The sequence below is a fragment of the Arachidicoccus rhizosphaerae genome (assembly GCF_900107765.1).
GTDB classification, from domain to species: Bacteria; Bacteroidota; Bacteroidia; order Chitinophagales; family Chitinophagaceae; genus Arachidicoccus; species Arachidicoccus rhizosphaerae.
The window spans coordinates 344,893-356,744 of sequence record NZ_FNQY01000001.1 but is presented as its reverse complement, the minus strand read 5'-3'; the positions used below and the strand labels follow the sequence as shown (position 1 = coordinate 356,744).

11 protein-coding genes are annotated in these 11,852 nt (G+C 43.9%); 8 read left to right on the top strand and 3 right to left on the bottom strand.

Annotation, left to right across the window (positions count from 1 at the left end):
• Positions 1 to 113 precede the first annotated feature (113 nt).
• Positions 114 to 1,343, bottom strand: coding sequence for an amidohydrolase family protein (locus BLU80_RS01365; protein ID WP_091392384.1), 1,230 nt, complete (start codon positions 1,341 to 1,343; stop codon positions 114 to 116).
• Positions 1,344 to 1,699: 356 nt separating this feature from the next.
• Here BLU80_RS01365 and fbp point away from each other — a divergent pair, with 356 nt between their 5' ends.
• From fbp to BLU80_RS01340, 5 genes are all read left to right on the top strand, one after another.
• Complete coding sequence (fbp, locus tag BLU80_RS01360) at positions 1,700 to 2,710, top strand: class 1 fructose-bisphosphatase (RefSeq protein WP_091392382.1); 1,011 nt, start codon at positions 1,700 to 1,702, stop codon at positions 2,708 to 2,710.
• Positions 2,711 to 2,925: 215 nt separating this feature from the next.
• Positions 2,926 to 3,891, top strand: coding sequence for a leucine-rich repeat domain-containing protein (locus tag BLU80_RS01355; protein WP_139188061.1), 966 nt, complete (start codon positions 2,926 to 2,928; stop codon positions 3,889 to 3,891).
• Positions 3,892 to 4,040: 149 nt separating this feature from the next.
• Positions 4,041 to 5,732: an NAD+ synthase gene (locus tag BLU80_RS01350; protein WP_091392377.1), complete on the top strand. Its 1,692-nt coding sequence runs from the start codon at positions 4,041 to 4,043 to the stop codon at positions 5,730 to 5,732.
• 109 nt (positions 5,733 to 5,841) lie between these two features.
• Complete coding sequence (locus BLU80_RS01345; RefSeq protein ID WP_091392375.1) at positions 5,842 to 6,237, top strand: HIT family protein; 396 nt, start codon at positions 5,842 to 5,844, stop codon at positions 6,235 to 6,237.
• A 46-nt stretch (positions 6,238 to 6,283) separates the two neighbouring features.
• On the top strand, positions 6,284 to 7,240 hold the full coding sequence (locus BLU80_RS01340; RefSeq protein ID WP_091392372.1) for an aldose 1-epimerase: 957 nt from the start codon (positions 6,284 to 6,286) through the stop codon (positions 7,238 to 7,240).
• A gap of 76 nt (positions 7,241 to 7,316) precedes the next feature.
• Here BLU80_RS01340 and folP read toward each other — a convergent pair whose 3' ends face one another.
• The gene (folP, locus tag BLU80_RS01335; protein WP_091392370.1) at positions 7,317 to 8,162 is read right to left on the bottom strand and encodes a dihydropteroate synthase; all 846 of its coding nucleotides are present in this window, start codon (positions 8,160 to 8,162) and stop codon (positions 7,317 to 7,319) included.
• Positions 8,163 to 8,198: 36 nt separating this feature from the next.
• On the opposite strand from folP, the gene BLU80_RS01330 reads away from it, so the two are divergent.
• From BLU80_RS01330 to BLU80_RS01320, 3 genes are read left to right on the top strand one after another with little or no spacing between them, the layout of a single operon-like run.
• Positions 8,199 to 8,744: a DUF1599 domain-containing protein gene (locus BLU80_RS01330; protein ID WP_091392368.1), complete on the top strand. Its 546-nt coding sequence runs from the start codon at positions 8,199 to 8,201 to the stop codon at positions 8,742 to 8,744.
• Positions 8,745 to 8,803: 59 nt separating this feature from the next.
• A complete protein-coding gene (locus tag BLU80_RS01325; RefSeq protein ID WP_244518648.1) occupies positions 8,804 to 9,967 on the top strand; it encodes a BT_3928 family protein in 1,164 nt (387 codons plus the stop codon).
• Positions 9,957 to 10,445 (top strand): thiol-disulfide oxidoreductase DCC family protein, encoded by a 489-nt coding sequence (locus BLU80_RS01320; RefSeq protein ID WP_091392365.1) that lies wholly within the window; start codon positions 9,957 to 9,959, stop codon positions 10,443 to 10,445. The genes BLU80_RS01325 and BLU80_RS01320 overlap by 11 nt, the downstream gene beginning before the upstream one ends.
• Positions 10,446 to 10,583: 138 nt before the next feature.
• Here BLU80_RS01320 and BLU80_RS01315 read toward each other — a convergent pair whose 3' ends face one another.
• Positions 10,584 to 11,708 carry a PD-(D/E)XK nuclease family transposase gene (locus BLU80_RS01315; RefSeq protein ID WP_091392362.1) on the bottom strand — a complete coding sequence of 375 codons (1,125 nt, stop codon included), beginning with the start codon at positions 11,706 to 11,708 and terminating at the stop codon, positions 10,584 to 10,586.
• Positions 11,709 to 11,852 lie beyond the last annotated feature (144 nt).

Sequence of the window (11,852 nt, the reverse complement as noted above, 5' to 3'; positions counted from 1 at the left end):
GGCACGAAACATTACAGGAAAATTATGCCATCTTGCTTGGCTGGAACTGTGAAACTCTACCAGTAGGGACATGGTATCGACCAAAAAGGGGCGATGGTGGCATGAGTAATATATTACAATATTCTTTTGATGAATGCCAGCTGCTGATCCAGCAGCAGTATTCCCGGGCTTTTTCCCGGTTCAAAGCTGCCTAATTGCTGATCAAACCCAAGCGCCCGGGCACCGTTAAGGGTGGCCCAGCCCAGCAGGGTTTCATTGGGGATCTCCGGATAGGCCATTTTAATATGCTGTAATTCAGCGGCTATGGAAAGCTGATCATTGCTACCCAGGCTGTCTGTACCTAAAGTAAGAGGGATACCCGATTGAAGCAATAAGGGTATATCCGGCAGGCGTCCTTCAATATATAAATTGGCGCCCGGACATAACACAAAATAGAAATCCTGCCCCGTGCCTACTCCCTGCTCTTTTATAGCCGCTACATCTTCTTTTTGCGTAAACGTGTTGTGGACCAGGAGCACCTGGCTACCAGGCACTGCCAGCTCCGGCAGCACCGTTAGCAGGCTGGATTTGCCTGAGGGTGTAAAAAAAGAAATATCTGCCCCCAGATTCTGATAAAACGGCATAAAATCACCTGTTTTTGAAACAAAAAAGGCGTTTTCTGCCTCGGATTCCTGGTTGTGCATGGACAGCACCCTGTTTTTTTCGCCGGCGTTTTCAGATAAGGCAGCGCATATTTTCTCAAACAGGGGCTTAGAGACGGAATAAGGGGCATGGGGAACCAGACTACTGGCTTTGTTTTGCTGATAAAAGGACATCCAGACCTGATGAGCATAATTAAAGCGGGCCTCCGCCTGCTCAGGCAGAAAACCCAGGCATTCGATAAAGTTCCGGTAACGAATCTTAGTGCTGTTTTTCTCTGCCAGACTATCCGTTGTATTGCAGATATCGCCCACGGCCTGGATGCCGTTTTCCCACATAGCCCTGTCAGCCGCAGCGATCTGCCGTAGGATGACGTTTTTGTCATAACGTCTTAACTGCATGACTTTGCCGGCAAAGCCGGGAAGCCCCGTCCCTTTTTCGATGGCTCCTTTTAAGTGACTTAGCTCCAGATGGCAGTGAGCATTGATAAACCCGGGGGTGATAATGCCCTGATAAGAAGTTGCCTTTTGTTTTGTATTAGCATCCGGATCTGTTACCAAGGACAGCACCTGATCCCGGTCTCCTATATTTAATACAGCCTCCGGCCATAACCGGTAGCCATCAAAAATATAATCTGCTGTAACGCTATATGTGGGCCTCAGACGGATGGGCTCATTTGGATGATCCGGATAAGTAATGGACATGTTTAAAAGGCATTTTTAGCCTGCGGTATTAGTCTAGCCCCGCAGCGGATAAAATAATTTAGGCAAAGATAAGAAAGCAGCCCCTGTGACACTAGCGGCATGTAAGGTTTTATCATGCCCGCAACGGATAGCTTCAATGTAAATGCTTATCAAATATTTAAGATTCATTTACATTTAAAATTACCCTGAATGTTCGCAAATTTTAGCCAGTTATCTGATTATAATAATTTGAATTTCAATTATTTTCATGAATTTTATGCAAAATTTTCATAGATTTCATTTTTTAGTATGCTAACATAATTTTAGCTTTGCTCCCCATATAACCGCATTCAATATATCTATAAAAATATTCCGCCATGATTACATTAGATGAATTTACCATCCAGCAATTACGCCTTTATCCGCAGGCCACAGGCGAGCTTTCCGGGCTGCTCAGAGGGATTGGTCTGGCTGCCAAAATGGTAAATGTTCAGGTTAATAAAGCTGCCATTGCTGATATCCTGGGAGAAGACGGCGGCGCCGTAAATGTGCAGGGCGAGACCGTTCAGAAACTCGATTCTCTGGCCAATAATACGTTTATCAATGTCCTGCGCCACGGCATTCACTGTGCAGGCATCGTTTCTGAGGAAAACGAAGAGATGATCGTTTTTGATGATCCCAAAAACAATCAGTCCAAATATGTTGTATTAATGGATCCCCTGGACGGTTCTTCTAACACGGACGTCAATGCGCCCATCGGTACGATATTCAGTATTTACCGCAGGGTTTCCAAGCTCGGTGAACCTTGTACCAAAGAAGATTTTCTGCAAAAGGGAGACAATCAGTTTGCAGCGGGTTATGTCTTATATGGTTCCTCCACGATGTTTGTCTATGGTACCCGCCGCCATAGCGTCAATGGCTTTACCCTGGACAACAGCGTAGGCGAGTTTTATCTGAGTAACCCTCATATGCAGATGCCTGTGGATGGCAAAACCTACCATTTTGATTATAAGTATTATCACGGGGTGGACCAAAGAGTCAGAACATTTCTGGATTATTGTAACGAACCGGTAGATAATCTGGACGGCCGCTTTGCCAATAAAAATGCCGGCTGCATGGTCGCTGATATGCACCGTATTTTCTTAAAGGGCGGCATGTTTTTATATCCTACCAGAAAAAATAAACCGCAAGGCAAGCTCAGACTTATGTACGAGTGCAATCCCATGGCCTTCTTAACGGAACTCTGCGGCGGGTCGGCAACAGACGGCACCAGACGCATCATGGAAATCGAGCCGACGGATTATCACGAACGCACACCTATTTTTATCGGCAGCAAGCATCTGGTCGACCAGTTTGAATCCTGCCCTGTTGATGATAACCACGGGTAATCAGTGCAATATTGCTATTGTCCTTATTTTAAAATTTCCTGGTTTTTCAACTTAATATTAAGTTAGACTCGTTTGGTTTGGGACTGAGATATGAAAGAAATTTTGCGCGCTTAATGATTTAATACTGTGATATTCATTACTTGTCCCCCTAATTAGTGATATTTTCGTTCTCTGCAAACCCGTAAGGATTGCCGAAGCAAAAAGGACGTAATAAAATGAAACCCATTACCTTAACCAAAATAGCAGACAACTTAACCGACCAGCAACACTTTGAGATTGCCGAAAAACTTGCATTTCATAAAATTGATGGAATCGAACTTTCAACCGCTGGTAGCCGCTGGGGAGCAACTTGGAAACCGGATACAAACTATGATTTAACTTTTCTACAATTTTATAAAGGAATTAAAGCAATTAGAATTCATCTGCCCGGTGTTACCAACCTACAACCATTGCTACCCCTGGCAGACGCTTTAGAAGATTTACACCTTGGAGAATTCAAAGACAAGAAGGTCTCTATTGATTTAATTGGGCAACTTCACAATCTGAATCATTTATCTGTTGTCAGACACCCAACAGGATTAGCGTGTATTACCCGCCTGCCTAAACTGACAGCATTATCTTTGACCGGTTATGCCATTGACAAGCTTCCTTTTCTTAATACCCTACAGCATCTAAGGCGGTTATACATTGGTTTCGGGACTTCAAAAAATATAAGCACGATCAGTCAACTCAAAAACCTTGAAGAGCTTGACATTCTTTGGGTAAAACAACTTGCAGATATAAATGCGATATCATCGCTGACAGGGTTAGTAAAACTTAAAATTGAGGACGAGAAACAAATCAAAATATTGCCTGACCTTTCTAAACTTAGGCAACTTAAAAACATTCGCTTAATGAACCTAATGTCCCTGGAAGACATTTCAAGTTTGCTAAACTCCTTTGTTGAGGAGTTTATTATTACAGGGCCAAATAAAAATGCCGATTTTCTAATTCCGGTTGCAAAAAGTGATTGTGTTAAAAAAATCTATACCGCATTCTATCTCAAAAAAGAAGAAGCCAAAGCGGAAAAGTTCCTGGGTAATAAGTTTTGCCAACCAGACAAAATGGAATATGAAATGGGACATATGAAACGGCAACAATTACAATATTTCGACTATCTTACTGGGCAACAAATAATATGACCTAAAAGCAGCAGTGACTATTTGTTGGCTATTAGTTCGTAATTTCACGGCCGGACAGACCAGCCTCTTTTGCAGTGGGCTGTCTTATTCAGAGGGCTATTTCAATAGTAGCCTCTTAGTCATTAAACTTTCATGAAATAAGGGATTATATGCAGATATTTATTGCGCAGCAAAATTATCACATCGGTAACTTTACCGCTAATACTGCCAAAATCATTGAAGCTATTCAGGCAGCAAAAAAAAAGCAGGCAGATCTGATTGTTTTTAGCGAACTGGCCATCACGGGATATCCGCCCAGAGATTTTCTGGAATTTGAGGACTTTATTTTAAAATCAGAGGCGGCCCTTGCAACCATCGCCCTTCAGGCGGATACTATCGGCGTACTCATCGGCGCTCCCGCCAGAAATCCTGACCCGACCGGCAAAAGATTATTTAATGCGGCCTATTTGTTATATGACAAAAAAATACAGGCGGTGCAGCATAAAACGCTGCTGCCAACCTATGACGTATTTGATGAGAACCGCTATTTTGAGCAGGCTACGACCCATGAGGTAATGCAGTTTAAGGGCAAAAAAATTGCCGTCACCATCTGTGAGGACATCTGGAACCTGGGCGACAATCCACTGTACCGTATCTGTCCGATGGATATTTTAACAGAGCAACATCCGGACTTCATGGTGAACCTGTCTGCCTCTCCCTTTGATTATACACATGATGAGGACAGACAGGCCATTATAAGAGCCAATGCCATAAAATACAGGATACCGGTCTTTTATTGCAATGCGGTAGGCTCACAAACCGAAATTGTCTTTGATGGAGGATCCTTTGTTTTTGACGCCGAGGGTAACATGGTAAAAAAACTGCCCTTGTTTCAAGAAGCCTTGGAAGGCACGACTATTTTGCCGGATAACCAGATTGTTGGCCCTGTACAGGAGACTGCTGACCGGCTGCCTTTACATGAGATCAATCCCCTGACACTGGAACCGGAACTGAATATCAGCCAGATATATCAGGCGCTGGTGATGGGGATTAAAGACTATTTTGCTAAAATGGGCTTCAGTAAAGCCATTATCGGCTCTTCTGGCGGTATTGACTCGGCTGTCACCATTGCCCTGGCCAGCGCAGCCCTGGGAGCGCAGCATGTCCGCAGCGTCCTTATGCCCTCCCCCTATTCAACTGAGCACTCCGTGGATGACGCCGTAAAGCTGAGTCAGAACCTAAATGGCCCCTACGATATCATCCATATAGATAAAATATATGAAGCCTTTTTAACGGAGCTTCAACCCATATTCGGAGATCTGCCCTTTAGCGTGGCTGAGGAAAACATGCAGAGCCGCACCCGCGGTAATTTACTCATGGGCATTGCCAATAAACTGGGTTATATCTTATTGAACACCTCTAACAAAAGCGAGCTGGCCACGGGCTACGGCACGCTGTATGGAGACATGGCCGGAGGCCTTGGCGTCCTGGGGGACTGTTATAAACTACAGGTATATGCCCTGGCCAGGTATATCAACCGGGAAAAGGAAATCATCCCGCAAAATATTCTGGATAAAGCACCCAGCGCCGAACTGCGTCCCGGCCAGAAAGACAGCGACTCGCTGCCTGACTATACGGTCCTGGACCAGATTTTATATCAATACATTGAACGCCGACAGGGCCCCACTGAAATTAAAACCATTCAGATACCGGGAGCGGATGACGCCCTGGTAGACCAGACTTTAAAAATGGTGAACCGCAATGAATATAAGCGTAATCAGTTTTGCCCGATTATTAGGGTTTCTCCCAAGGCCTTTGGCGTGGGCAGAAGGATTCCTATTGTAGGAGAATACCTGTTATAACAGCCTTAGGAAGGTTTTAGCAGCTATTTATCCGGAAAGAACTTGTTTTTAAGTATCTTTCCCTGCCTATTTATAGATTTTTAATTTAATACCGATCAATCATTAAAAGATGACTATATTTTCTAAGATCATTGCAGGCGAGATCCCTTCTTATAAGATTGCCGAAGATGATTATTTCTTTGCGTTTTTAGATATTGCCCCCCTGGTAAAAGGCCATGTGCTGGTTATTCCCAAGGTGGAAGTGGATAAGGTCTTTGATCTGGACGACACCTATCTCAGCCGGATCCTCATTTTTGCAAAGCCCATTGCAAAAGCACTGGAAAAAACCATGCATTGTAAAAGATGTGCCTTATCCGTTGTCGGGCTGGAAGTGCCGCATGCACACCTGCACCTGCTGCCTATTAACGAAATGGATGACACCAATTTTACCAGAGGCAAACTCCAGCTGGCAGAATCAGAAATGCAGGAAATCCAAAAAACCATTACAGATGCCTTAAAAGGCTAGTAATCAACGAATCTTACTTACCTTCCTAATTAAACAAATATCCAATATGAGATTTGAAATTATCCCCAGCGAGGGTCATGACAGCTATATTTTAAAAGATACCCGGTCGGGAACCTTTGTGGAGATTCTGACCTTTGGCGCCCTGCTAAATCAGTTTGCCACCAGGACTCAGTCCGGTGAGACCATTAACGTGATTGACGGATTTACCGGCGTTCAGGATGCAAAGCAAAATATCACCAACGGTTTTCACAGTGCCAAGCTGAGCCCTTTTGTCTGCCGCCTCCACAAAGGACAGTATAGTTTTGAGGGCAAGGATTATAAGATAGATAAGTTCTATATGGGCGACAGCGCTATCCACGGTCTTTTATATGACGCCCCGTTTAAGGTATCCGCCACCCATGTGGATGAACATAAAGCGACCTTGTCTTTAATCTATACCTATAGAGATTCCAGCCAGGGCTTTCCTTTTGCCTTTGACATAGAAGTGCTCTATAAACTAGGGGAAAAGGGTGACCTGCAACTGACGACCCATGTAACCAATGCCGGTACCGGTAATATGCCGATCAGTGACGGTTGGCATCCTTACTTTACATTAGGAGCCACGATCAATACCGCAGCCGTAAGGTTTGATTCTAAGGAACTGGTGGAGTTCGATGAAGCGCTTTTGCCAAATGGCAAAACCAGCCTTTATAATAGTTTCAATCAGTTTAAAATATTCGGGGATACGGAACTGGACAACTGTTTTACCTTAAACAGAGAGAAATATGAAGGTGATCTGCCCGCTTTTGAAATCAAAGACGAAGCGGCAGGTATTCAACTGGGCATCTACCCGGATGACAGCTATCCTTACCTGCAGATTTATACCCCTCCTTCAAGAACCAGTATTGCAGTAGAAAACCTGTCTTCTGTCCCGGATGCGTTTAATAATAAAACGGGGCTGATTACCCTGTCCCGTGGAGAGGCCAGAACTTTTAGCACAACATACAAGCTGACCACTTTATAAAAATGCGAAACGGCTTTACAATCAAAACCCCGGCTCCTCTTTAAGAGACTTGCCGGGGTTTTGGTTGTATGTACTTTTAACTGGAGGCCGGCGTCCTGACCTTGAGCCTGTCCACTAGATGGATCACTTCCATGGCCTGCTTTACATCATGCACTCTTAAAATATCCGCCCCCTTTTGCAGAGCGTAGGTATGCAGAACGGTGGTGCCGTTAAGCGCCTCTTCCGCCGTGATATCCAGCGCCTTATAAATCATAGATTTTCTGGAAACACCTACCAGTACCGGCAACTCAAAAATCTGCAGCGTCTCCATCTGGGAAAGCAACGCATAGTTCTGTTCCAGGGTTTTGGCAAAACCAAAACCCGGATCCAGGATAAAATCCCGGATGCCGGCCTGATTGACCTGCTTTGTTTTTTCGGTAAAATAATCCAGTACAGCCTGGGTCACCTCTTTATAATCCGTTAACCGGGACATGGTATTGGGGTCACCTCGCATATGCATCCCTATATAAGGCACTTCCAGGGCCGCTACCGCCGAGAACATATTAGGATCCAGCGCTCCGCAGCTGATGTCGTTGACAAGTAAGGCCCCTGCCTGAACGGCAGCCGCCGCCACTTCGCTGAAATAAGTATCTATGGAAATAACCGCCCCCGGAAACTGTTCCAAAATGGCCTCAATGGCAGGCACTACTCTGGAAATTTCGGTCCCGGCCGTAATTCTCGGGCTCTTAGGATGTGTGCTCTGCCCGCCGATATCGATTATGGCGGCACCCTCCTGAAGCATTGCTGCGGCCCGGGTCAGGACCGCATCTCTATCTATTTGTCTGCTGCCTGCATAAAAAGAATCTTCATTTACATTAATAATCCCCATTACCGCAGGCTTATCCAGCGTTAAAAGGCGTCCTTTACAGTTCAGAGTATACATATTTATTCTATTTTTGTCAGAATCAATACGAGAAATATGTCCGCAACGTTGCAACAATATGATCAGGCAGTAAATGTAAGTAAAGAAATCTTTATTAAGAAGGCCAAAGACTATGGCACTTCCTGGCGGGTGTTAAGGACCATCTCCGTTATTGACCAGATATATATTAAGGCCCTCAGAATCCGTAACCTGCAGGAGCTTAAAGAACAAAAGGTGGCAGATGATATTCCTTCTGAATTTATCGGTATCTTAAATTATGCGGTCATTGGTTTAATCCAGTTAAAAAAGGAGCATGCCACGATCGACGAACTTTCTGTACCAGAAGTAACGGAGCTGTATGATCAGACGGTGACCGCCGTTAAACAGACCATGATCGCTAAAAACCATGATTATGGCGAGGCCTGGCGTAATATGAGCCAACAGAGTCTGGTGGATCTGATCCTGGTTAAGCTGTTGCGCATGAAACAAATCCTGGAAAACGATGGCAAGACACTGATCAGCGAAGGGCTGGATGCCAATTATACGGATATATTAAACTACGCAGTTTTTGCCCTGATTTTAATGGATGAACAAAAGGCCTGAGCGGGTATTTTGGTAATATAGCCATGCCTGTGTCCGCACACAAAAAAAAGTCAATCACCATGAGTAACTTCCAGCAATCCTCAGCCCAAAAACGGGTAAAACAAGTAAGCGGGATCCCTGCCACCGTAATGATTGTCAGAATCGTTGTAGGGCTGCTTTTTATCTTTTCCGGGCTGGTAAAAGCCAACGACCCGCTTGGCCTGAGCTATAAGATGCAAGAGTTTTTTGACGCTTGGGGATGGAATGCGCTGAACTGGAGCACTTTTAGCCTTTCCATCGCCATGAACGCCTTTGAAATCTTGCTAGGGGTGGCCATGCTGGTAGGTTACCGGATGCGCCTTTTTAGCTGGCTCATATTACTGCTCACCCTCTTTTTTGGCTTTTTAACCGGTTATGCGGCACTCAGCGGAAAGTTTCAGAGCTGTGGCTGTTTTGGGGATTGTCTGCCGCTGACGCCCATCCAGTCTTTTTTAAAGGATATTGCGCTACTGATCCTCGTGCTTTATATTTTTATCTATCGACATAAAATCAGATCCAGGTTCAGCATTAAAGCGGCCGTCTCTTTTCTTATAATAGCGTTGGCTTTTGCTTTAGCCTTACAGGCTTATGTGTTAAAACATCTCCCTTTTGTGGATTGCCTGCCTTATAAAAAAGGCAACCACTTACTGGAACAAATGCAGGTGCCTCCGGGCGCCATTGCAGATAGTTTTGCCATTACCTTTCGCTATCAGCATGCCGGTAAAGTCGTTGAATTTGATGCGAATCATTTTCCGGAAGACTTCGACTCTACCTATCAGTATGTCGACCGGTATGATAAATTAATCAGAAAAGGCAATGCCATCCCTAAGGTTACTGACTTTTCTTTAAAAACACCCGCTGGCGCTGACTCCACTCAGGAGCTATTGACCAGTCAGCAAAAATACGTCCTGGTTCTTTTTAAGAATTTTGAGGCGTTTAATGACCAGAAAGCGGGACTTACAACGGTCATCCAACAGGCCCACGCGTTAAGTGTCCCTGTTATGATTGCCACACCGGAGGCTTCCGCCGCCAGCTCCCTGCAAACCGGAGCTGACCAGATATTTGAACTGGACGCTGTTGTTGAAAAAACAGCGGCCAGAGCAAACCCCACTTATTTTTTAATGCAGGGGGATTATATTTTGGAAAAGAAAAGTCAGGCGGAGCTAAAAACATTCCTCTCAACACTAAAGGGCAATGGAAAATAGCAGCACTTTAATACCAACTATAGACAAAAAACCGGTTCCTGATTTGTTATTGCTCTTTGACGGGGTGTGTAACCTGTGCGACCGTTCCGTGCAGTTTATTATCCGCCATGATCCGAAAGCAAAATTTAAGTTTGCCTCCTTGCAATCGGATTATACAAGGCGCTTAGTTCAGGGCGCCTTAAAAGAGGCGTTGACGCCTATAATGCAACCTGAATGTCAAAAGAACGCTGAAGCCTCTTTACGCAGCATTATTTTAATTAAAAACGGGCAGGTTTTTGACCGGTCCACAGCGGTTATTAAAGTCCTCAGCCTCTTAGGATTTCCATGGAATCTGGCTACAATAATACTGATTTTACCCAGAGCCCTAAGAGACCCGTTATATAATTATATAGCCAGACACCGGTATAAATGGTATGGAAAAAAAGACCGTTGCATGGTGCCGACCCCTGAACTCAAAACTCGCTTTATGGATAGCTGAGACACCAGATGAGTCACTTACCGCATGACAGGTGAAATCCCTCCCGCCCTTGCACCTAAACAATAAAAAAACAGGAGGCGCCGGAAGATGAAATACCAACATCTTTCAGCACCTCCTGGTCTGACTGCAAAATGCAGTTTAAGTCAAAGACAATTCCTCCTTTACTTTTTGAACAAAAGCTACGGAGACTTGAGTAACTTCCGCAATATCCTCATCACTGAGGAGCCCTTTGGTTAAAAGCGCCTCTATGAATGTACGTGTTTTTATTTGCGAAACTTGTTCAGTCACTTGTCTGGTCACTTGTCTGGTTACTTGTTCAGTCACCTGTCTGGTAACCTGTTTGGTAACTTCCATCGTAGTCTCCATAACTGCATCGTCCAATGCAGTTTCTAATTCCAACTGTCTTTTTCTTTCCCAGGTTCTGTCTTCATCGAATAGCATAAAATCCTCCTTTTTTAGGTTTGCAATTTTGGCGTGTTCAAATAATGGTCTAAACAAATCGGTATCCAGCTGAGGCGGGATTTTCTTTAACTTCCCCAAGTTTCTCAGCAAAAACAAAAATACATCTTTATTATCTTTCAACTCGTTTAGATTTTTATTAAACTTCGGTAATTCTATGGTCATAATCTTGGACAAATCTGTAACAACTACACCATTTTCCAGATCTGCAAATTCAGCCATAGAAATACAGGGTACTCTTGTGTCCTGATGAATTATACAATTTGCAATCAGCACCCCCACTAAGGGCGTCTGATTATGATCAAAAGATGCGCCTTTTTCCATTACCAGCGAATGTGCTCTGGATAAATAGTTATGCATTCTGTTAAACAAAAAGGATATTTTCTGATTTTGCATTTCTACAATAAACTCCCTTTTGCTTCCGTCCGAAAAACATAAATCATAAACAACCTTCCGGTTATGGATGGTCGCTCCCGGAGCCTCCACATTTTTAAAACGCACCTGGGTGATCGCCGGAATTTTCGGCCCAAAAAAGGAATTTAGCATTTCTTTTAATAAATCGCCCTTTTTAAGAACGGACTTATCATTGCTATTGGCACCGGAGCTATGCTGCCCGCTATTGCCAAAAAGAATTTTAAATCCCACATCTCTTAATGGATTAATAAATACCGGTTCATCTCCTTCTTTCAAAAAATACTGAGATGGCGGATCCCCCTTGGCTTTAATACGGCCATACGTATTTTTCCGTTCACAAACCCTCCACGCTAAATCCAGGCACTCTTCTGCAATAAGGTACTTTTTCATGGTTTTTCATTTTAGATTAAACAATCTTTCAGCAATCTCGCAAACGATGCATTATCGCCAAATAATTTACACAACAAAAATAATAATTGTATTTTATTTAACCAAATAACTTAGCATTTAATTGCAAAAATTTTCTGTAGAGCC

What these genes read in the sequence shown, in the direction of transcription:
- BLU80_RS01325 (WP_244518648.1), top strand. Translation starts at nt 8,804, where the DNA reads ATGAGTAACTTCCAGCAATCCTCAGCCCAAAAACGGGTAAAACAAGTA.
- BLU80_RS01320 (WP_091392365.1), top strand. Translation starts at nt 9,957, where the DNA reads ATGGAAAATAGCAGCACTTTAATACCAACTATAGACAAAAAACCGGTT.
- BLU80_RS01340 (WP_091392372.1), top strand. Translation starts at nt 6,284, where the DNA reads ATGAGATTTGAAATTATCCCCAGCGAGGGTCATGACAGCTATATTTTA.
- BLU80_RS01355 (WP_139188061.1), top strand. Translation starts at nt 2,926, where the DNA reads ATGAAACCCATTACCTTAACCAAAATAGCAGACAACTTAACCGACCAG.
- BLU80_RS01365 (WP_091392384.1), bottom strand. Translation starts at nt 1,343, where the DNA reads ATGTCCATTACTTATCCGGATCATCCAAATGAGCCCATCCGTCTGAGG.
- fbp (WP_091392382.1), top strand. Translation starts at nt 1,700, where the DNA reads ATGATTACATTAGATGAATTTACCATCCAGCAATTACGCCTTTATCCG.
- BLU80_RS01330 (WP_091392368.1), top strand. Translation starts at nt 8,199, where the DNA reads ATGTCCGCAACGTTGCAACAATATGATCAGGCAGTAAATGTAAGTAAA.
- folP (WP_091392370.1), bottom strand. Translation starts at nt 8,162, where the DNA reads ATGTATACTCTGAACTGTAAAGGACGCCTTTTAACGCTGGATAAGCCT.
- BLU80_RS01345 (WP_091392375.1), top strand. Translation starts at nt 5,842, where the DNA reads ATGACTATATTTTCTAAGATCATTGCAGGCGAGATCCCTTCTTATAAG.
- BLU80_RS01315 (WP_091392362.1), bottom strand. Translation starts at nt 11,708, where the DNA reads ATGAAAAAGTACCTTATTGCAGAAGAGTGCCTGGATTTAGCGTGGAGG.
- BLU80_RS01350 (WP_091392377.1), top strand. Translation starts at nt 4,041, where the DNA reads ATGCAGATATTTATTGCGCAGCAAAATTATCACATCGGTAACTTTACC.